We start from the raw sequence: 18,498 nt of genomic DNA, 5'->3' as shown, positions 1-18,498 counted from the left end.
ATTCTTGCGATTCCGCTTCGGGCTGGACACCGCCTTTAGACGTCACAGGGAACACGCCATTCTCAAGTTCCCTTGAAAGTCAGCTCTTCGCTCAAGCCGACTGAACGCTTTGCACCTACAGAGAAAGCCCGGAAACCGCCCGAATTGTTCTGAAACCTGTAGCAGCCCAAAGCCGACCTTCACGCCTTCGGCAGCAAACGTCAGGTTCGACGCCTAAAGCCCTCGCGGGCCATTGCCTGCGCTACGTTCACTCGGAGTGTTTCAATGATTGCCGGTCTTTCGAGCCGATCATGGTATCGTGGCGTAGCCGGCCCATATCGAGCGATCTTTAGTGAGGAGTTGAGAACCCGGAATGGACAAGCTCTCGGTTATGCACGCCTTCCGCCGCATCGTCGAACGCGGAAGTTTTGCGCGGGCGGCGGAGGACCTCGGCGTGTCCCCGGCGCTGCTGAGCCGCGAGGTTAAGCTGCTCGAGGAAAGCCTCTGCACCACGCTTCTCACGCGCACGACGCGGTCCATGTCGCTGACGGATGCGGGGCGGCTCTACTACGACGAGGCAAGCGGCATCCTCGATGCTGTATCCGGGGTCGAGACGCGCATCCGCGACGGCGCCGGGGCGGTGCGCGGGCATCTGAAGGTGAACGCGCCCAGTTCCTTCGGGCAGACGGTCATAGCACCATTCCTGCCGGGCTTTCTCGACAGCTATCCCAACTTGCGGCTCACGCTCTCACTCGACGATCGCGTCGTGGACATGGTCGAGGGCGGGTTCGACGTCTCGATCCGTATCCGGGTCGCCATGCCCGACTCGGCACTCGTTGCGCGCAAGATAGGGACGATGCACCAACGAGTCTTCGCCGCACCCTCCTACCTGGATCGCGCAGGTATCCTGTCGACACCGGATGACATCACACGGCACCGCGTGATCGGCTTCCTGCTCGCGGACCACCTCACATCCTGGGAGTTGCATGGCCCTTCCGGCACGACCAAAATCGACCTCGACCCGCTGGTTCGGGTCGGCAACAGCCTCGTGCTGCGCGACCTGTTGATCGCAGGTCAGGGCATTGGCACCTTGCCGGACTTCGTCTCGAAGGAGCCCGAGGCGCGGGGCGATCTTCTCCGGGTGCTGCCCGACTGGGAGCTTCCCGCGCCCGAAATCTTTGCCGTGACGGCCTCGCGCCTCGGCATGGACGCGAAGGTCACGGCGTTTCTCGACCACCTTCGGGCGGCGCTGGGCCCCTGACATTCTTCAATCCACGTTAAGAATGAAGTGACAGACGGCCGGTTATTCTCGCCGTCTCCATCCCCGATCCTCTTGGGCATCGCAACCCCAACTCTGAGAGGATCCCATGACCCGCGTTCTCGTTCTTTACTATTCCAGCTACGGCCATGTCCGTGCGCTTGCGCAGGCCGAGGCCGAAGGTGCGCAATCCGTGCCTGGCACCCACGTCGACCTGCGCCGTGTGCCCGAAACCGTCCCGGAGGAGATCCAGCGGAAGGCCGGCTTCGCGGCCGACGACACGCCCGTTGCAGTGCCCGCCGATCTGGAGACCTATGACGCCATCATCTTCGGTACGCCCACGCTCTTTGGCATGATGGCCGGACAGATGAAGTCCTTCCTCGACCAGGCGGGCGGGCTCTGGGCGCGGAACGCGCTGGTGGGCAAGGTCGCGGCGGTCTTCACCTCCACCGGCTCACAGCATGGCGGGCACGAGGCGACGCTGCTCTCGACCCAGATCCCGCTGCAGCATTTCGGCATGCTGATCGCGGGCATGCCCTATACCTTCGCCGGCCAGACAACCGCCGAAGGCATCGTCGGGGGCGCGCCCTATGGCGCGGGTACCATCGCCGGCGCCGACGGCTCGCGCCACCCAACCGAGACCGACCTGGCCGGCGCACGTTTCCAGGGCGCCCATGTGGCACGGATCGCTGCGCGGCTGGCCGGGACCACCTGGCAAGAGGAGGCCGCGTGATGACCTCCCTCACCATCGACTTCTTTCACGACGTCGTCTGCTGCTGGTGCTTCAACATCTCCTCGCGGATGCGCGCGCTGGCGACCGAGTTCGATCTGGACATTCGGCACCGCAGCTTCGTCCTGCAGGCCAGCCCGGCCGAGATGGCCATGCGCTGGGGCACGCCCGAAGATGCCCGCGAGACCATCCTGGAGCACTGGGCGGTCTGTCGCGGTGTGAGCGACCATCCGGAGCTCGTCGATATCGACGCCATGCGCGCGGCCCCCTTCGACTACCCGCACGGCATGACCGCCGCGCTGGGCTGCAAGGCCGCGGAGCGGCTGGGTGGACAGGCGGCGCATTGGGACATGTTCGACCGGCTTCAGCGCGCGCATCTGGCCGAGGCGCGGAACGTCGCCGATCCGGCCACGGTGTTGGATGCGGCGCGCGAGCTGGGTTTCGAGGCGGCTGCCTTTGCACAGGTCTTCGACGCCCCGGAAACCCGCCGCGCGGTCGAGGCCGACCGACAGGACGCTCGCGCGCTGCAGGTCCGGTCGATCCCCGCACTCATCATCCGCGAAACGGGCGCCCGCCTCGTCAATGGCCCGCGCAAGGACCTCTCGGCGCAGCTGCGCGCGGCCCTGAGGCTTGTCGCATGAAAGGAAATCCAATGATCGTCACAGTCCTACGCATATTCGCCCGACACCGCCGCTGCACTCCGCGCGGCGTGCCGCACGGCCTTCCGCCCCACGTGATGCGCGACATCGGTCTCAAGCCGAGCCCCGAACGCCGTCGCTTTCCCTTCCATCCGCTCTGGTAAGAGCCACGACGAGGAGACGACCACCATGTCCCGCACCACCGACATCCTTCTCACGGCGCTCGCCCCAGCGATCTGGGGCAGCACCTATCTGGTCACGACCGAGGCGTTGCCGCCCGGCTATCCCGTAACGCTTGCCGCGCTGCGCGCCCTGCCGGCCGGGCTTCTGCTGCTGATCCTCACGCGACGCCTGCCGCCCCGCGCTTGGCTCGGGCGGGCCTTCCTCCTTGGCAGTTTCAACTTCGCGCTGTTCTGGACGTTGCTCTTCGTTGCCGCCTACCGGCTCCCCGGTGGCATTGCCGCCACGCTGGGGTCGCTGCAGGCCATGATGGTGATCCTGATGGCACGCGGATGGCTTGGCACGCCGATCCGGGCGGGTGCGGTCGCCGCTGCCGCTACCGGCGTTCTGGGGGTGGCGCTCTTGCTGATTGGCCCCGACGCCGTGCTCGACCCCGTGGGGATCGCCGCAGGGCTTGGTGGTGCTGCGTCGATGGCGGCAGGCACGGTCCTCAGCCGGAAATGGCAGCCGCCGGTATCCGCGCTCAGCTTCACTGCATGGCAGTTGACCGCGGGCGGCTTGATCCTGCTGCCCTTCGCACTGATCATGGAACCGGCGCTGCCGCCGCTGACAGTGACGAACGTCACTGGGCTGGCTTGGCTTGGCCTCATCGGCGCGGCGGTGACCTACGCGCTCTGGTTCCGGGGCGTGGCCCGGATCGAACCCGGTGCGGTTTCGATGCTCGGGATGATGAGTCCGGTGACAGCCGTGTTTCTCGGCTGGGTGGTTCTGGGCCAATCCCTGACGTTCGTACAGGGTCTCGGCGCAGCAATCGTCCTCGGCTCTGTCTGGGCGGGGCAGCAGGCGAACCGCCCATCCGCCGGATTTACCCCAGTGCGTCCTGTCAAAAGCTGGGCATGGTTCGCCTGATCACTCATTTGGGAAAGGGCAGCGCCTCATGACTCCCCTTGCACTCACCGCCGACCTCGCCCGGAAGGCCCGGCTTGCCGGATGTCTCTACCTCGTCATCATCGTCACGGGTCTCGGGGCTGAGCTGGGACTGCGCGCGCCCCTGATCGACTTCAGCGATGCCGACGCCACCGCCGCCGCGATCCTTGCGGCACCGGTCCAGTTCCGCCTCGCCATCGCCTCAGACCTCATGATGGCGCTCAGCGATGCAGGTCTTGCGATCCTGCTATATCTGATCTTTCGCACGGTGGCGCCGGGCCTTGCGCTGTCGGCAATGGTGTTCCGCCTGATTCAGACGGTGCTGATCGCCACGAGCCTCACGGCTCTGCTGGCAGCGTGGTTGGTGCTGAGCCGCGCCGACGAGCTGACCGATGCTCCGGTGCTGGCTCTGGTGTTTCTGGGCCTGCACGCCTACGGTTACGATCTCGGACTGGTATTCTTCGGTGTGAACAGCCTAATCATGGGCTCACTTGTCTGGCGCTCGGGTCTCATCGCCAGGGCGTTCGGTGCCGGGCTCGGGATCGCTGGGCTTGTCTATGTTACCGGCAGCGGCCTGCGGTTCTTCGCACCCGAGTTCTCGCCAGTGTTCCTGCCGGCCTACGGGCTGACGATCCTCGCCGAGACGGCGTTTTGTCTGCGCCTGCTCTCGCAGAAGGGGCCGAAGTGACATGAGGCGCCCCCTTTCCATCCAAATCACAGCAACCCGGAGAAAAACCAATGACCGAACGAGGCTTCACCGTCCGCGCGCTTGGTGAAATCGCCATCCGCTGCATTGATCACAGCGCCATGGTGGCGTTCTACCGCGATGTGATCGGGCTTGCACCGATGCGGGACCCACAGGACGCGCCCATCGCCTTTTTCCGGATCGCCGACGGCTTTGAAGGCCATACCGCCGTTCTGGCCCTGTTTCGCCACGACATCGAGGGCGCCGGCCGAGCCGGTGCCAATGACCAGCCACCAGCTACAGGGCCGGGATCCTCGCTCCACCACATCGCGCTCAGCTTACCTTGGAAGGAACAGGATGCTGTCATCGCGTGGTACGAGGAACTCGGGCGGGACTATCAAGTCGAGACCTTCGACTGGGTCGGCTGGCGCGGAGTCTTCACCTTTGATCCCGACGGCAACACAGTCGAGCTCGTTGCCAAGGATCCGAGTTGGAAAGGGTCGACGGCTTAGAGGCGCCGCCGTTACCGCACGGCGGTGCTCCTCGCTCCATCAGGCGAAATTCCGGGAATTCTCCTGAGTGGGATTGCAAGGGCCGTTCACCCAAGTCCCGGATGGCAATTCCGTCGCACTTGTCACCGCGATAAGTGAATGACACCTCTAATGATTCACCGATCGATAGTATCACCGATAAAACGGCATTCCCATTGGGGTCGCGGGTTCTGATGCACGCAGATTGGTTTTTTACACTGCGGCTTGTAAAATGTAGCTTCTGAACACCTCGTGCACGTTGATGTTATCTCCGTGTTAATCGGGGCGACATTTGACACCCGGATTTCGGCCTTCTCATTGTTGCGCGCGCCCGAGAAGACGTCGCGAGAAGGAGGCACATTTTTTCCCTAACTAACCGGAAAAATGCTTCGCCTCCAGCCCATCCGGCCAATCTCGCTTGTGACTGACGAAACGAACGAGGTGTCTCCCCAGTAGTGCCCATGCGACATGCGGCCTTTCGCTGACCTCGGCGATTTCCAAGTGATGCGCGAGACACAGCGACCGGCGGCGCAACGGACCTCCGATCCTTCCTGACCCGGGACGAAGCCCGGACGAAACCATCACAAGGAGGTCCCCATGTTTCATTCGAGAGTAACCGCCAGCACGGAAGCCCGCTCCATGTCGGCCGGCGAGCTGGCGCTGAGGGAGTTTCTCTCCCATCACGACGAGGCGCTCGGCCATACAGCGGTCCTGCTCGCAGACCGGCGCGGCGCTCGGCTCCTCAACGGGATCCGCGACGGCCTGGAACAGCCCGGGTCGATCACGCACGGCCTCCGACGATTGCTTCTCCAGCTGCGGGCGATTCTGCTCCTCGAGCAGGCCCATGAAGAGGAGTGGGAGGCCGAGGGATGTGTCGCCCTGCTCGAGCCCGAGGACCCGATCGTCCCCGAGCTCTGCCTGTTCGCTGACGGCCTCGATGATGTGCTGCGCGGCGCGGGGATCGCTCCAACCGAAGAAAAGCGGATCATCTGATGTCCCTACGCCGGCCGTCGCGCGTCCAGCGAGGCGGCCGAGGTGAAGCAGCCGCTCTCCCAGGAAAACCCGCCAGCCTACCACTTTTTCCTTCGTGTTCCCGCAGAATGACCAATGTCCCCGTCACCAACACACGACAGCCGCCCCCGTTTTCAGCCGAAAGGAGCCAGCCCGACCCGCCCCCTCTCCCCGCGATGCACGGACCATGACGCCGATGACTCAGGCACCACCAGCACCGTTCGTTCATGCATGAAAGGGAGAAAATCATGCACAACTCCACCACCGTCAACACCAGCCAGGCCCGCTTCGACGCAGTGGCCGGGACAGAGAAACACCTGCGCCGGCACGGTGCGGGGCTCTGCGACCTCCTGGATGCGCTCGACGACAAGAGCGGGTTCGACGCCCTCTGCGATCTGCACGGTGCGGTCCCCGAACGGTTCCCGGATGCCGATGCCGTCGAGCAGGCGCTCCGCGACATTCGCCGCATTCTGTCGGAGCAAGCACCCTCCGCGCTCGACCGGATCAGCCATGAGCGCAGCCTGCCGGCGTCCGACATGGCACGATGGCATGGCGCGCGCGTCAGCGAGCTGCTTGCGAGGTTCCGCCATGCCGGGTAGGGCCGCGCCGCGATGTGCCCTGCAGATCGCGAGACAGCGCCGTCTGAGTGTCTATCCGGAGGAATTCGGTCTCGAGCAAGACATCTGCGATGTCACGCTCTGGCTCGTCCAGAAGTACCGCTTACCGTCGGCCCTCGTCTGGATCGACCGGCACTACGTCCAATGCGGCCGTGAGATCGCAGGCATCACGGTGATGACGTCCCCGAGACATCCTGATCCCCCAAGCCCGGCGGCACGCGAAGCGTTCCTCGCGCTCGGCTACGAGATAAAACATTCCGGCGCGGACTCTTACGGCCACCAATGCTGCGACGGGAGGCATTCAAACCATGAGATCCTTCAGGCCTATCCGATCATTATTGATCTCCATGTTGTGGTGGATATGGCTCAACTTTCGGTTTCGTGACCGCTTGGACCACAGCGCCTGTCCGCCTTGCAAGCACGGTCGAGGCCGGACCCTGGCTCGGAATTGCGCGCACTTCAAATCCATCGATACTCTCGATGGCCCGCATCAAGCGAGAGCGGGACAAGAACCGACCGGTGCCGCGATACAAAAGCGCCTGGCGCATCAGACCGTCCGCCAGCCCACGGGCAGGCTCATCGGCGCAGAACGCGAGGCACAGCGCGCCGCCTCGTCGAACGACCCTGCAAAGCTCAGTCAATGCCAGAAAGGGATCCGGTACGGTTTCCAGCGCCCAGACACAGGTCACAAGATCGAACGCGCCGTCTTCAAACGGCAGCGCCTCCAGTCGTTCTTGCATCTTCGGCACAGGAATGTCCGCGCAGCGCGCAAGCATGGCTGCAGACGGGTCGAGCAGGGTCATCAGTTGCGGCGACATGCCCTCGGCAATCAATGTACGGGCCAGTTTGCCGGTGCCGCAGCCCGCATCCAGCAACTTCGAGTTCGGCGTTGCGAGCGCGCGCACCAAAGCCTCTAAGGCGGCCTGAGCCTCGCCTCCTGCATGCCGCAGCCAGCGATGATGCAGCCTGTCATAGCGCGGCGCCAGTCTCTCGTATTGATCGACTCCATCGCGTATGGGCGTCTGTGCAAACATCTGATTTTCCTGGCTTTCGGAAACGTCGTGATACGGACACGGACGCTTACAAGTGTTGGTTGCCGGCCTGAGCCGCGGCACGTTCCTGATCGGTCCACGTCCAAGCGGTCCATAGAATTGCGGCGAGGGCCGCGAGCTCGATGACGAGGTGAAAGGTGTCGTCCAGGTCAGGCGGCGCGGAGGAGAGGAGCGTCCCCGTCGTAATGATTGCTGCAAGGATGGTGACAGGACGGCCGATCCTGCGGGTCAGCAGCAGCGAAAAGAGCACCATCGCGATCGGGACCTGGACGTGGACACCGCCCAGAAGCATCAGTTCTTCCGTGATCTCCATGCCGTTGTAATGGCCGGTGAGCAGCATCTTGAGGTGGGACGCGAGGACAAACTGGTGAATGTCGCGAAAGATGATGTTGAGCAGGATGAAGAGCCAGAGGGCTGAGAGAAGGGTATGGGGATCGAGCTTTCGCATTCGGGTTTCCTTTTGGAGGTGGTAAGGCCGGTCGGCATGTGGCCAAGGGTCAAGGCGTGCTGGAGACCGTCGCGCGCGATCTGCGCGTCCCGAAGGCACGATGGATCAGGACCTCCGCGACCCCGATGTTGATCGCCCACGCGGCCACCATCATCAGGTCCCGCGAGACGCCGAGCGGCTCGGTTCCGAAGAAGATCATGGCGATCAGAAAGAGCGCGGTCTGCGTTGAGGCCCCTTGGGCGATGGCATAGGCACGCAGCATCGCGGCCCGGTGCGAGGCGATGTCTCGCGACCGGATTGCAACGACGGCCCACGCAATCAAGGCGACCATCGCGAGGCTGAGCGTGACCCGCGCCCCGTAGAGCAGTGGTCCTTGCAGCGCCGCTGGGAACGTGTAGGACACGGTCATCCAGAGCCCGGTGAGCGCGCTGACGGCATCCCGCTGCCGCCACGACCCGCCCGAGGGTCCGGTGCAGGGCTGGGCGATGGCGCCGCAGGCTCGGCAGGAACTGAACGGCCCCGGCCAGGCAGAAAACCGAACTGCCGAGGATGTGCAGCGTGATCGGCACGGGATCGATCACCGCGCGCGGGTTCGGCGGAACGATCGCCGGCATGCCAAGAAGCTCCGGAATCCGGAATAGTCCGCCCACGGCTGGGATGAAGGAGTAGAGGAATACCAGGGCGAGGAACGCCCATTCGCGACGGCTTACGAAATGCATGCTGCGGTCTCTCGGAATAACGGGGCGGTTGGCTTCACGCGGCCTTGCGCGCGACGATGATCGGACTCATGCGGTTCTTGCCGAAATGCATAGTGCGCTCGACCTCGAAGCCCGCGTCCGCGATATGCCGGACGAGCTCCGCCCGGCTCAGCGGCGTGACCCTCGGCGCGATGCGGAGCGTGGTGAGCGTGGGGATCAGCACACGGATCGGCCAGGCGGCCGCCTTCGTGCACACCGTCTTGGACAGGAACAGACCGCGCGGCCTCAGCTGCGCGTGCACGGTCGCCAGAACCCCCGGGACGTCCTCGACCAGGTGCAGCAGGCTGAAGGCGCAGATTGCGTCGAAGGGCGCCCCGGCGACCTGCTCGGCCGCGTCGGCATGATGAAACGTGACGTTCTCCGGTGCGCCCGGGCCGAGCTTCGTACCGGCGATCCCGATCATGGCGCGGGAGCCGTCTGTCGCGGTGTATTTGGCGACGTGGCGCGCGAGCCGCAGCGCGGTGGTACCCGTCCCGCAGCCGATCTCGAGGACCCGGTCACCGGGCTTCAGCAGCGAAGCGGCGAGCGCGAGTTTCTCGTGGTAGGCGTCGGGATCACCCACGGGCTTGCGGGCGTATTTTGGGGCCATGCGGTCCCAGAAGGGTTGAGCGGTCATCGGTCTATCCATCGAAACAAGTGGGCGCGCGGCGCGGTGAAACGGGGCGGCCATCGGGCCGCTCCCTGTGGAGAGCGGTATTGCCCATGCGTACACGACTGGTCGATTGCCTAAATCCGTCCATCTGCTATACGCTGGTACATGAACTGGCAGGCCATCTCCTTCGACTGGAACCAGGTGCGCGCCTTCCTCGCGACAGCCGAGGAAGGCTCGTTCAGTGGTGCTGCGCGCGTGCTGAAGTCGACCCAGCCGACCATCGGGCGGCAGATCGGCGCGTTGGAGGAAGCGCTGGAGGTGACGCTCGTCGAACGCAGCGTCCGGGGGCTGACCCTGACAGAGTCCGGTCGAGACCTGCTCCTCCATGTCCGTGCGATGGGCGAGGCGGCGACGCTGATCTCCATGGTGGCCGACGGAAAGTCGCAGGACGTGACGGGCGAGGTCACGGTCACAGGGACCGACCTGCTGTCCGCTGCGATCCTGCCCCGCGTCCTCAAGCCTCTCAGGGACGCCGCGCCGGGCGTCCGCGTCCGCATCCTCGCCTCGAGCGAGATGGAAAACCTGACGCAGCGCGACGCCGATATCGCGATCCGGCATGTCCGGCCGGACCAGCACGACCTTATCGCGCGGCACCTCGGCGACTTTCGCGCGAATCTCTATGCCGCGACCGATTATCTCGACCGCGCCGGCCGTCCGCGCACCGCGCGCGACATCGCCGACCACGACTTCGTGGGCAATGCCGATCCCGAACGCCTGATGGCCCCGCTGTACAACATGGGCGTGCCGATCCGGGCGGAAAGCTTCGTGATGTCGAGCGCGAGCGGCGTCGTCGCCTGGGAGCTGGTGAAGGCGGGCTATGGCGTCTCCATGCAGCCCGAAACCCTCGGTGACGCCGAGCCGGGCATCGAAAAGGTTCTGCCCGATTTTCCGTCGCTGGAGTTCCCCATCTGGCTGGTCACGCACCGCGAGTTACAGACCAGCCGCCGCATCCGCATCGTCTTCGACACCTTGGCCCGCGGCCTCGCAGAGCGCGTGGGGCGTGGAACCCGCGCCGCTTGACAGCACACCCCGGGCCGTCTAACAGCGCCGCAGGCAACAGACGCCTGCCGCCCGCCGACATTCCGTCAAGGTGAAGTTCTGTAGCCGATACGATCTTCGTCATCCTCGGCACCTGTCGCGCGGATGGTAATGCGGGCCCCGTCCAATCCTTGCGCGACCTGAGCCGGAAGGAAAACGGGGTCATGTCGTCCCACATCAATTCGTTTCTCACAGGGCCGCTCGGCCCGATCTGCGCGCGCACAGCGCTTCCCATCATCTTCGTCATGGGCATGAACGGCGCTCTCGCCGTGGCCGATTCGCTTGTCCTGGGGCATTTCTCGGGGGCGAACGCGCTGGCCGCCGTTACGCCAATCGGGGAAGGGTGGGTATGACACGCGAGTTGCCGACGATCGCAAAAGCGAAGCGGGAAGCTAAACGGATACGCGCGACCCTCACCGAACAGGGTGAACCGATCAGCCACGCGCAGGCGCTGGAGAAGGTCGCACAGCGGCACGGCTTCCGCGACTGGAACGCGTTTCATGCCGAGATGCGCGACCGCCCGCCCCGAGGTTGGACCGCCGGTGGGCGGGTGACCGGGCGCTACATGTCGCAACCCTTCGCCGCGACAGTACTGGCGGCTGACCAGTTGCGACCCGGTTGGTTTCGGCTGGTCCTCGATCTCGACGAGGCGGTGGACGTGGTCCGCTTCGAGAGCTTCTCGAACCTGCGCAAGCAGATCCGGGTCGAGGTCGGCCCCGATGGCCACTCTAAGGAGCGAACGTCGGACGGGACGCCGCATGTCGAACTCGATCTCTGAAGACTGAATTGGCCACCCCGCATCGCACCCCAGGCGAGGCAGGGCGGTCACTGCAATTGAGGGTGCGCGACACACGGTGAGACGCCACGCGCCGCAGCCTTTCAGGAAACTCAATGAACCACGAACTGATCTTCTCTCTTGCGGGTATTCTGGCGATGGCCGGTTGGGCCTCGCTCCTCCTGTCACCCCTTATGCCGATCTTGTCCGAGCGGATCGCAGGTTGGACCATTCCTGTGATCTTGTCCGCGGGGTATGTGATCATGACATTCGCCTTCCCGCCGCCAACTGGTGGTTTCGGAAGTTTCGCCGAGGTGACGGAGCTGTTCTCGCACGCAAATGCGCTGATCGCTGGGTGGATTCACTACCTCGCCTTCGACCTCTTGGTCGGGGCGTGGATCTGTCGGCAGGGACGGCGCGATGATATGGCCTTCTGGTTGGTTGCACCCTGCCTGCCCGCGACCTTCCTGTTCGGACCGGCCGGATATCTCATGTTCCAGATCGTGCGGTGCGTTCGGAGAGCGGATGTCGGTTCTGTCCGCGATCTGTGATTCTAATTGGGCCCTGGTTTTGCGCGTGCAGCGAACGGCAGGTTCGACGGGCCGCACCGCAGCATCACCTCGGGGTGGGCAATGGCAGGAATGGGCCGTTTGTGAGAGTGTTGGGGCGAAGCAGTAAGCGATTGCCTGCGGTTCTCCCTAACGGAACCGGACTGATACCATTTCGCCGAAACGAACCGGCTCACCGTCCTCGGGACGAAAGTCCCAACCATACGGACGCCTATACTGTTCGCGCAATGGATGCTGATGACATGCGCGAGCATCTCCAAATCATCCTGAACGAAGGCATCAATGCCGACGACGTCCTACGGACGCTGTGAAGAACCCCGGCGCGCGCCCCTTAAGGGGGCGCCGCCATGCTCATTTCCCGCCCCGGGCCCGATATTTGGCGTAGCTCCGGGCGGACCCATCGCGCAATCACCGCCCACGAGAGGCCAGCGTCGGTTTGTTGCGGCACTCACCAGTGACTGAATACGACCAAGAGTTATCACTGCTGTCCACATCACGCATCGAACGCATCAAAGATGCCGTCGATTTCTTTACTTGCCGCTGCGAGCGCGGCTTGCTTTGCTCTGTCACCAGTGTATCTTGTGCGCGCTTGCTGCGACGTGTGATCGTTCATGACCATGCCAGCCAGCGTCGCATCCTCGCTGAGTGCAAAGACCACGTCGTAGACGATAGATCGGCAGATATGCGCGCCGGTTCCGAACTCCGATGACCAGACTTGCGACACGTAGTTCTCGGCAACGAGCGTGCCGTTGGGATGGACGAATAGCGGCCATTCCTGCTGCTCGGCATTCTCGCGTAGGGCGTCGAGATATTTCGGGTCATCATCCTGAAGCAGGCGGGCGTCGACGAAATGCTGCGCGTTCGGATGAACGGATCCCGGGTATTCCTCGCGTCCGGGACGATGCCGGGTCTTACGCAGCTTGTAGTCCCGGAGGCGATAGCGGCCCTCGGTCCAGACCAGGTCGCGGCCGAACCTGAGATCATGCCATTCACGGCGAAGGGGTGTCAGCGGGGGCACCGCGATCGCCATGGCTCTATTGCGCTTGATGACTCGCCTTGCAGGGTTGGTTTGCTTCACGACATCTGCGAGGACTGCTTCGGCGCGCGGATGGATGGTCGTGATGTCGATTGCGGCGACGAACAGTGTGGAACCTCTTGGTGAAGATGTCCTCCGGGCCATCCGCATTCGCGGAGACGATCTCGGGGAAGAGCAGCGCGCCCGGCCCGCCTTAGATCGACCGAACCCAGTCGACGAAGCCGAGGTCCAACAGAACCTGCGGAATTGGCACAATACGTTGTGCAGACGGGGTTTTGCCCTCCTGCTCTGCGTTCCAGCAAAGGCGCAGACAATGCACACCGTCGCGGAGAAGAAGGTCGCGCCGGGTTAGCTGCAGCACTTCCTTCACCCGGGTGCCCATTGTCAGCAGGATGAGCGGTACCCAGTAGAGCGCGTCACGGAAGATCATGCGACCGGACTTGGAGCGGCGCTTGTCGCTCCAGCAGCCGCGATAGACTGGCGATGTGAGCATTCGAACGAGTCGCTCGTTGGACCAGCGCAAGCGCAGCTTCGGAAGAGTCACACGGAGGTAGAGCGGGTTCTCCCGGCGTCGGTTTTGCCAATCGTCCCTCATGAGAAGGGCGAGCTGCGGGTAGGACCTCAGTTTTGTCGGTCCCTGATAGTTCTTCCTGTAAGCTGCCGACCTGAGAATGTCGTGAAGTCGATCGAGGTGGCGCTCGAGGTTCGTGAGCGTGACCCGAGGTGCCAGAAGATCGGCCAGTTCCGCACGCTTCTGGCCCATGCTGAGATCCTTTCGCGCCGCGATGGACGCATACTGTTCTTTGTCATGCGCGTCTGCGGCCGCGATATCGTCAAGTTTTGTTCTGACATCACCTTCCTTGTTGAAGCGATTCTTTCCATGCGACCTTCCGTGATGCTTGGGAAGGCGCGAAATCTGCGTCATGATGCGGTCGATATGGTCCGGCAAGCGTTCGAGAGGGAGATCTCCCTCGAACTCCATGACGATACGTGCCGTGGTCTTCAGTTTCCGCACCATCTGCGAACTCTTCCCGTGAAGCGCAGCCTCGAGCGCATCGGAGATGCGGAGCGGGTCCGGAACCCTGCCGTCGATGACGGCGAGACCGTGGCGGGTGAGAAGCGGCTCTGCCAGGATCAGCGGATCGGCAAAGGTCTCAATGACATCGCGTTCAAGCGCCTTGAGCGATTTCAGGAGCACCGTGACGCCACGGCCGAGCGCGAACGGGACGACAGCGGGACGCGCGAAATCCAGGCGATCGCAGGCAGCGAGGATCGCGTATTCGCAGGCGGCGAACGTCCTACCTTGGGCATCCTTGAGAAGTGCGTCGGATTCCTTGTCAAGCTCCGACAAACGCGCCTCGGCGTCGAGCAGGGGATCTTGGCTCTCGGATACGATCCGCCCAAGTTCGGCGCGCAGGATTTCCTTGAGCACATGCGGGATAGCGGTCTCGTCGAGGACCGCGGAAAAGTCGAAGGGCATGGATCACTACTCCGTTGCCGCGGACGGAGGGATCGGCCCGATGCCGAACGTCCCCGCAGCGAGCAGGAAATCCGTTCGACCGGACGCGCGCGGAAATACCAGGCGAGTGAGTGTTGTCTCCATGCAACGCGCCCTGTCCAACCGAGTCGACGTTGGCTCGGACGCAGAAAGGAGGCGAATTTGGGGGTCCTGGAAACGGCGAGAAACGCGCTGCGATGCGCGCGTGATACCAAAGATCAAGCCTTTGGTATTTCTGTGTTTTTTCTGGATCATGGCTGGGGTGGTAGGATTCGAACCTACGGTACACGGTACCAAAAACCGCTGCCTTACCACTTGGCTACACCCCAACGGTGAGCGGCTACTTACGCCGGTTGCAAAACGGGTTCAAGAGGGCAGTTTCAAAAAAATGGCCCGCTGCCGAACCGCCCTGCGGGTCAGCTTTGCGTGTCCAGCAGAACCGCCCCGCGACGCCCGCCCTGGGCCACGATGTCATGCGCCCGGGCGCAGTCGGCAAGCGGCAGAACCTGCTGCACCGGACAGTCGAGCGCGCCTTGCTCCAGCGCCGCGCGCAGCCGGTTGCAAGTGTATTCGCGCTGCTCTGGCGTCAGCAGGTAGATCAGCGCCATTTCCAGCGTCACCGCCTTGAACATGAGCGGGTAGAAGGGCAGCACCGGTTCCATCACTGCGGCCGAGCCATAGGCGTTGATGCGGCCGCATTCGGCGATGACGGCGGCATTCACCGCCGCGTTGCGGCCGAACTCGACATCGACGATCCGGTCCACCGGGCGGCCGTCATTGGCGGCCAGGACACGCTCGGCCAGGTCCGGCGCGGCATAGTCCAGCACCGCGTCCGCGCCCGCTTCGCGCACCCGGTCGAAGGCGGTCGGGCGGGCGGTCGCGATAACCCGCGCGCCACCCCAGCGCGCCAGCTGCACCGCCAGATAGCCGACCGTTCCGGCGCCGCCGTGGATCAGCACCGTGGCATCCTCCACCGGCCCGCCGGAAAACACCGTGTGACAGGCGGTCTGGCCCGGGATGCCCAGAACCGCACCGGTTTGAAGCGAAGTTCCGGGCGGCAGCGCGACCGCCTGCGCCGCGGGCAGGGCGATCAGCCCGGCGGCGGTGCCGAAGGCGCGCTTCCACTGGCCGTTCCAGATCCAGACGCGCTCACCGACCCGGCCGGCGTCCACGCCGTCACCGACCGCCACGATCTCGCCCGCGCCGTCGCTATGCGGCACGATCCGCGGAAAGGGCGGGCGGGTCACGCCCGGCCGCGCGCCGGCGCGGGCCTTGACGTCCGACGGGTTCACCCCGGAATAGGCCAGCGCGACCAGCACCTCGCCGGGCGCCGGCTGTGGGTCGTCCAGAGTATCCAGGGTCAGGACCTCGGCGGCGGGGCCGAAGCGGTCATAGGTCACGGCTTTCACGATCTGCCTCCGGTCGGTTGCGTGGCGTGTTCCGGGGCACCCTAGCCAGCGGGGCGCAAAATGCTAGGGTTGCATCAGCGAACGGAGGCAGGACGATGAAGACATTGCGCACCCCCGAGGACCGGTTCAGGGACCTCGCCGATTTCCCCTTCGCGCCCAACTACCTGCAGGTCGACGACAGCGAATCCGGCAGCCTGCGGATCCATTACCTGGACGAGGGACCTGCGCAGGCCGCGCCGGTGCTGGCCCTGCATGGCGAGCCGACCTGGTGCTACCTCTACCGGCACATGATCCCGCGCCTGGCGACCGCGGGCCACCGCGTGATCGCGCCCGACCTGGTCGGGTTCGGCCGCTCGGACAAGCCCGCGCGCCGCGAGGATCACACCTATGCCCGGCACGTGGCCTGGACGGGCGCGGTCATCCGGCAGCTCGACCTGACCGGCATCACCCTGTTCTGCCAGGACTGGGGCGGGCTGATCGGGCTGCGGCTCTGGGCGGACATGCCCGAACGGTTCGCCCGAATCGTCGTGGCCAACACTGCTCTGCCGACCGGCGAGCAGCCGCTGGGCGAGGCTTTCGGGAAATGGCGCGACTACAGCCAGACGGTGCCCGAGTTCCGCGCCGGGCGGATCGTCCATGGCGGCACGGTCAGCAAGCTGACCGAGGACGAGGTGGCGGCCTATGACGCACCGTTTCCCGACGAAAGCTACAAGGCCGGCCCGCGGCAGATGCCGCTCTTGGTGCCCATGTCGCCGGGCGATCCGGGCGCGGAGGAGAACCGCGCGGCGTGGCGGGTGATCCGCACGCTGGACACGCCGGTGCTGACCGCTTTCGGCGAGGCCGATCAGGTGATGGCGGGGATCGACGCGGTGTTTCAGGAGCAGTGCCCGGGCGCGGCGGGACAGCCACACCGGCTCATTCCGGCGGCCGGGCATTTCCTGCAGGAGGACGCCGGCGATGCGCTGGCCGACCTGGTGATCGACTTCATCGTTCGGACCCGCTGAGGCGGCGGTTACTCCAGCACCTCACCGGGATCCACGCCCCAGAGGAACTGCTTCTGCGCCCAGCCGCGATAGCCGTTGGCCGAGATCCGGCACCAGCGCAGGGTGCAGCTGCTCAGCCGGGCCACGACGCCCAGCTCGAAATGCGCCGTGATCGGCGCGTCGGGGGCGGGGCTGGCACGCACGGCCAGCATCTCCTTTTCGACCAGCACGGTGCGCACGCCCGACAGCAGCGCGTAATGCACCCAGCCGCCGGCGCCGTCGCGGTCCTGCACGCGCCGCCAATGGCCGTGTTCGGCGGTGATCTGCAGCGGCATGTCGCGCCGCTTGAACACCCAGTCGATGCGATGCGTGAGAGACGGGCCGCGCCGCACGTTGCCCTCGTGCGCCTTCATCGAGACATAGCGCGGCAAGGGCAGGTTGGTCACCGGACCGCGGTCGGAATCGGCCTGTGGCGGTGTGCCTGCCGAAATCAAAACGGCGGTGGCCAGGGCAACGGCCAACCGGCGGAAACTCGGTATTCTGTCGGTCACGGTCTGCCTGTTCGACTGTCTGTTCTGCGGTCCGGAAAAAAGCCTGCGAGATTTGGTCCCGGGGTTCTTGTGCCTCGTCGGATCCTGAGCCACGATGCCACGGCGCGGACCGGTTTGAAAACCTGTGGGAGATACTTGGTGCCAAGAGAACGTCTGAGTGTTGTCGTTACGCGACGGTTGCCCGAAGCGGTGGAGACCCGGCTGAGCGAGCTGTTCGATGTGCGCCTGCGGGACACGGACGACCCGATGACGCGGCCCGAGCTGGTCGACGCCGTCAAGACCGCCGACATACTTGTGCCGACCCTGAATGACCAGATCGATGCGGGTCTTCTGGGGCAGGCCGGCGAACAGCTGCGCCTGATCGCCAACTATGGTGCCGGGGTCGACCATATCGATGTGGCCACGGCACGTCAGCGCGGCATCCTGGTGTCGAACACGCCGGGCGTTCTGACCGACGACACCGCCGACATGACGATGGCGCTGATCCTCGCCGTCACGCGGCGTATCCCCGAGGGGCTGGCGATGATGCAGAAGGGGGGCTGGCAGGGCTGGTCTCCCAACGCGATGCTGGGCGGCCGTGTCGGCGGGCGCCGCCTGGGCATCCTTGGCATGGGCCGCATCGGCCAGGCCGTGGCCCGCCGCGCGCGGGCCTTCGGGATGCAGGTGCATTACCACAATCGCCGCCGCCTGCGCCCCGAGATCGAGGACGAGCACGAGGCGACCTGGTGGGAGAGCCTGGACCAGATGCTCGCCCGGATGGACGTGGTGTCGGTCAACTGCCCCTCGACTCCCTCGACCTTCCATTTGCTGAACGCCCGCCGGCTCAAGCTGATGAAACCCAGTGCCGTGGTGGTCAACACCTCGCGCGGCGAGGTGATCGACGAGAACGCGCTGACCCGGATGATCCGCGCGGGCGAGATCGCAGGCGCCGGCCTCGATGTCTACGAGGACGGGGTCAACGTGAACCCGCGCCTGCGTGAGTTGTCCAACGTGGTCCTGCTGCCGCATATGGGATCGGCCACCGTCGAAGGGCGGATCGAGATGGGCGAGAAGGTGATCATCAACATCAAGACCTTCGAGGATGGCCACCGGCCACCGGACCAGGTGGTGCCGGCCATGCTCTGAGCCGGCGCCGCCTTCGCGGCGTTGGGGTTTTCCACGACCACAGGGAGGT

At 64.8% G+C, this 18,498-nt stretch carries 23 protein-coding genes, 1 tRNA gene and 1 pseudogene; 15 read left to right on the top strand and 10 right to left on the bottom strand.

All coding sequences use genetic code 11. The annotated features are described in order from the left end of the window. The first annotated feature begins 352 nt into the window (after positions 1–352). The 9 genes from BMX57_RS02495 to BMX57_RS20565 all read left to right on the top strand — a co-directional run bounded on the left by BMX57_RS02495 (position 353) and on the right by BMX57_RS20565 (position 6,940). Positions 353–1,240, top strand: coding sequence for a LysR family transcriptional regulator (locus BMX57_RS02495; RefSeq protein WP_092362167.1), 888 nt, complete (start codon positions 353–355; stop codon positions 1,238–1,240). Between the two features lie 106 nt (positions 1,241–1,346). After that, a complete protein-coding gene (gene wrbA / locus BMX57_RS02490; protein ID WP_092362165.1) occupies positions 1,347–1,970 on the top strand; it encodes an NAD(P)H:quinone oxidoreductase in 624 nt (207 codons plus the stop codon). Further along, positions 1,970–2,608: a DsbA family oxidoreductase gene (locus tag BMX57_RS02485; protein ID WP_092362164.1), complete on the top strand. Its 639-nt coding sequence runs from the start codon at positions 1,970–1,972 to the stop codon at positions 2,606–2,608. The genes wrbA and BMX57_RS02485 overlap by 1 nt, the downstream gene beginning before the upstream one ends. A gap of 186 nt (positions 2,609–2,794) precedes the next feature. Beyond that, a complete protein-coding gene (locus BMX57_RS02480; protein WP_092362162.1) occupies positions 2,795–3,694 on the top strand; it encodes an EamA family transporter in 900 nt (299 codons plus the stop codon). Positions 3,695–3,722: 28 nt separating this feature from the next. Then, the gene (locus tag BMX57_RS02475; RefSeq protein ID WP_092362160.1) at positions 3,723–4,400 is read left to right on the top strand and encodes a DUF4386 domain-containing protein; all 678 of its coding nucleotides are present in this window, start codon (positions 3,723–3,725) and stop codon (positions 4,398–4,400) included. A 50-nt stretch (positions 4,401–4,450) separates the two neighbouring features. Beyond that, a complete protein-coding gene (locus BMX57_RS02470; protein ID WP_092362158.1) occupies positions 4,451–4,909 on the top strand; it encodes a VOC family protein in 459 nt (152 codons plus the stop codon). 615 nt (positions 4,910–5,524) lie between these two features. Then, entirely contained in the window at positions 5,525–5,920 is a 396-nt protein-coding gene (locus BMX57_RS02465) for a hypothetical protein (RefSeq protein ID WP_092362156.1), read from the top strand. A 266-nt stretch (positions 5,921–6,186) separates the two neighbouring features. Next, complete coding sequence (locus BMX57_RS02460) at positions 6,187–6,537, top strand: hypothetical protein (protein WP_143057868.1); 351 nt, start codon at positions 6,187–6,189, stop codon at positions 6,535–6,537. Further along, on the top strand, positions 6,527–6,940 hold the full coding sequence (locus BMX57_RS20565) for a hypothetical protein (protein WP_177175362.1): 414 nt from the start codon (positions 6,527–6,529) through the stop codon (positions 6,938–6,940). Before BMX57_RS02460 ends, BMX57_RS20565 begins: the two co-directional genes overlap by 11 nt. Here the strand turns inward: BMX57_RS20565 and BMX57_RS02455 are convergent. From BMX57_RS02455 to BMX57_RS02440, 5 genes and pseudogenes are all read right to left on the bottom strand, one after another. Next, entirely contained in the window at positions 6,891–7,589 is a 699-nt protein-coding gene (locus BMX57_RS02455; RefSeq protein WP_092362152.1) for a class I SAM-dependent methyltransferase, read from the bottom strand. The two genes, BMX57_RS20565 and BMX57_RS02455, sit on opposite strands and share 50 nt — an antisense overlap. 46 nt (positions 7,590–7,635) lie before the next feature. Beyond that, positions 7,636–8,055, bottom strand: a complete 420-nt coding sequence (locus BMX57_RS02450; protein ID WP_092362150.1) for a DUF6326 family protein — start codon at positions 8,053–8,055, stop codon at positions 7,636–7,638. A gap of 49 nt (positions 8,056–8,104) precedes the next feature. Next, positions 8,105–8,464, bottom strand: coding sequence for a DUF2306 domain-containing protein (locus BMX57_RS20990; protein WP_268235986.1), 360 nt, complete (start codon positions 8,462–8,464; stop codon positions 8,105–8,107). Positions 8,465–8,549: 85 nt separating this feature from the next. Continuing rightward, positions 8,550–8,669, bottom strand: a pseudogene (locus tag BMX57_RS20985) (DUF2306 domain-containing protein); the annotation flags it as partial. A 139-nt stretch (positions 8,670–8,808) separates the two neighbouring features. After that, entirely contained in the window at positions 8,809–9,429 is a 621-nt protein-coding gene (locus tag BMX57_RS02440) for a class I SAM-dependent methyltransferase (RefSeq protein WP_092362148.1), read from the bottom strand. Between the two features lie 141 nt (positions 9,430–9,570). Between BMX57_RS02440 and BMX57_RS02435 the strand changes: the two genes are divergently transcribed. From BMX57_RS02435 to BMX57_RS02420, 4 genes are all read left to right on the top strand, one after another. Then, complete coding sequence (locus tag BMX57_RS02435) at positions 9,571–10,485, top strand: LysR family transcriptional regulator (RefSeq protein ID WP_092362146.1); 915 nt, start codon at positions 9,571–9,573, stop codon at positions 10,483–10,485. Between the two features lie 182 nt (positions 10,486–10,667). Further along, a complete protein-coding gene (locus BMX57_RS02430; protein WP_092362144.1) occupies positions 10,668–10,856 on the top strand; it encodes a hypothetical protein in 189 nt (62 codons plus the stop codon). After that, on the top strand, positions 10,853–11,281 hold the full coding sequence (locus BMX57_RS02425; protein ID WP_092362142.1) for a glyoxalase superfamily protein: 429 nt from the start codon (positions 10,853–10,855) through the stop codon (positions 11,279–11,281). Before BMX57_RS02430 ends, BMX57_RS02425 begins: the two co-directional genes overlap by 4 nt. Before the next feature lie 113 nt (positions 11,282–11,394). Continuing rightward, the gene (locus tag BMX57_RS02420) at positions 11,395–11,829 is read left to right on the top strand and encodes an ABA4-like family protein (RefSeq protein ID WP_092362140.1); all 435 of its coding nucleotides are present in this window, start codon (positions 11,395–11,397) and stop codon (positions 11,827–11,829) included. A gap of 511 nt (positions 11,830–12,340) precedes the next feature. Here BMX57_RS02420 and BMX57_RS02415 read toward each other — a convergent pair. The 4 genes from BMX57_RS02415 to BMX57_RS02400 form a co-directional block, all read right to left on the bottom strand. Continuing rightward, positions 12,341–13,027: a hypothetical protein gene (locus tag BMX57_RS02415; protein WP_143057867.1), complete on the bottom strand. Its 687-nt coding sequence runs from the start codon at positions 13,025–13,027 to the stop codon at positions 12,341–12,343. Between the two features lie 49 nt (positions 13,028–13,076). Next, on the bottom strand, positions 13,077–14,363 hold the full coding sequence (locus tag BMX57_RS02410) for a site-specific integrase (protein WP_092362137.1): 1,287 nt from the start codon (positions 14,361–14,363) through the stop codon (positions 13,077–13,079). 272 nt (positions 14,364–14,635) lie between these two features. Beyond that, a tRNA-Gln gene (locus BMX57_RS02405) sits at positions 14,636–14,710 on the bottom strand. A gap of 87 nt (positions 14,711–14,797) precedes the next feature. Next, complete coding sequence (locus BMX57_RS02400; protein WP_092362135.1) at positions 14,798–15,790, bottom strand: NADPH:quinone reductase; 993 nt, start codon at positions 15,788–15,790, stop codon at positions 14,798–14,800. Positions 15,791–15,885: 95 nt separating this feature from the next. On the opposite strand from BMX57_RS02400, the gene BMX57_RS02395 reads away from it, so the two are divergent. Then, positions 15,886–16,794, top strand: a complete 909-nt coding sequence (locus BMX57_RS02395; protein WP_092362123.1) for a haloalkane dehalogenase — start codon at positions 15,886–15,888, stop codon at positions 16,792–16,794. Between the two features lie 8 nt (positions 16,795–16,802). On the opposite strand, the gene BMX57_RS02390 is transcribed toward BMX57_RS02395, so the two are convergent. Then, complete coding sequence (locus tag BMX57_RS02390; protein WP_373283070.1) at positions 16,803–17,324, bottom strand: SH3 domain-containing protein; 522 nt, start codon at positions 17,322–17,324, stop codon at positions 16,803–16,805. Positions 17,325–17,462: 138 nt separating this feature from the next. On the opposite strand from BMX57_RS02390, the gene BMX57_RS02385 reads away from it, so the two are divergent. Next, positions 17,463–18,449, top strand: coding sequence for a 2-hydroxyacid dehydrogenase (locus BMX57_RS02385; protein WP_092362235.1), 987 nt, complete (start codon positions 17,463–17,465; stop codon positions 18,447–18,449). Positions 18,450–18,498: the final 49 nt, after the last annotated feature.

Source organism: Cribrihabitans marinus (assembly GCF_900109035.1).
GTDB classification, from domain to species: domain Bacteria; phylum Pseudomonadota; class Alphaproteobacteria; order Rhodobacterales; family Rhodobacteraceae; genus Cribrihabitans; species Cribrihabitans marinus.
This window is presented reverse-complemented; position numbering and strand designations above follow the sequence as displayed.

Bases quoted from the DNA above. Each gene is read 5' to 3' on its own strand.
- BMX57_RS02495 (WP_092362167.1), top strand. From the start codon at position 353: ATGGACAAGCTCTCGGTTATGCACGCCTTCCGCCGCATCGTCGAACGC.
- wrbA (WP_092362165.1), top strand. From the start codon at position 1,347: ATGACCCGCGTTCTCGTTCTTTACTATTCCAGCTACGGCCATGTCCGT.
- BMX57_RS02485 (WP_092362164.1), top strand. From the start codon at position 1,970: ATGACCTCCCTCACCATCGACTTCTTTCACGACGTCGTCTGCTGCTGG.
- BMX57_RS02480 (WP_092362162.1), top strand. From the start codon at position 2,795: ATGTCCCGCACCACCGACATCCTTCTCACGGCGCTCGCCCCAGCGATC.
- BMX57_RS02475 (WP_092362160.1), top strand. From the start codon at position 3,723: ATGACTCCCCTTGCACTCACCGCCGACCTCGCCCGGAAGGCCCGGCTT.
- BMX57_RS02470 (WP_092362158.1), top strand. From the start codon at position 4,451: ATGACCGAACGAGGCTTCACCGTCCGCGCGCTTGGTGAAATCGCCATC.
- BMX57_RS02465 (WP_092362156.1), top strand. From the start codon at position 5,525: ATGTTTCATTCGAGAGTAACCGCCAGCACGGAAGCCCGCTCCATGTCG.
- BMX57_RS02460 (WP_143057868.1), top strand. From the start codon at position 6,187: ATGCACAACTCCACCACCGTCAACACCAGCCAGGCCCGCTTCGACGCA.
- BMX57_RS20565 (WP_177175362.1), top strand. From the start codon at position 6,527: ATGCCGGGTAGGGCCGCGCCGCGATGTGCCCTGCAGATCGCGAGACAG.
- BMX57_RS02455 (WP_092362152.1), bottom strand. From the start codon at position 7,589: ATGTTTGCACAGACGCCCATACGCGATGGAGTCGATCAATACGAGAGA.
- BMX57_RS02450 (WP_092362150.1), bottom strand. From the start codon at position 8,055: ATGCGAAAGCTCGATCCCCATACCCTTCTCTCAGCCCTCTGGCTCTTC.
- BMX57_RS20990 (WP_268235986.1), bottom strand. From the start codon at position 8,464: ATGACCGTGTCCTACACGTTCCCAGCGGCGCTGCAAGGACCACTGCTC.
- BMX57_RS02440 (WP_092362148.1), bottom strand. From the start codon at position 9,429: ATGACCGCTCAACCCTTCTGGGACCGCATGGCCCCAAAATACGCCCGC.
- BMX57_RS02435 (WP_092362146.1), top strand. From the start codon at position 9,571: ATGAACTGGCAGGCCATCTCCTTCGACTGGAACCAGGTGCGCGCCTTC.
- BMX57_RS02430 (WP_092362144.1), top strand. From the start codon at position 10,668: ATGTCGTCCCACATCAATTCGTTTCTCACAGGGCCGCTCGGCCCGATC.
- BMX57_RS02425 (WP_092362142.1), top strand. From the start codon at position 10,853: ATGACACGCGAGTTGCCGACGATCGCAAAAGCGAAGCGGGAAGCTAAA.
- BMX57_RS02420 (WP_092362140.1), top strand. From the start codon at position 11,395: ATGAACCACGAACTGATCTTCTCTCTTGCGGGTATTCTGGCGATGGCC.
- BMX57_RS02415 (WP_143057867.1), bottom strand. From the start codon at position 13,027: ATGGCCCGGAGGACATCTTCACCAAGAGGTTCCACACTGTTCGTCGCC.
- BMX57_RS02410 (WP_092362137.1), bottom strand. From the start codon at position 14,363: ATGCCCTTCGACTTTTCCGCGGTCCTCGACGAGACCGCTATCCCGCAT.
- BMX57_RS02395 (WP_092362123.1), top strand. From the start codon at position 15,886: ATGAAGACATTGCGCACCCCCGAGGACCGGTTCAGGGACCTCGCCGAT.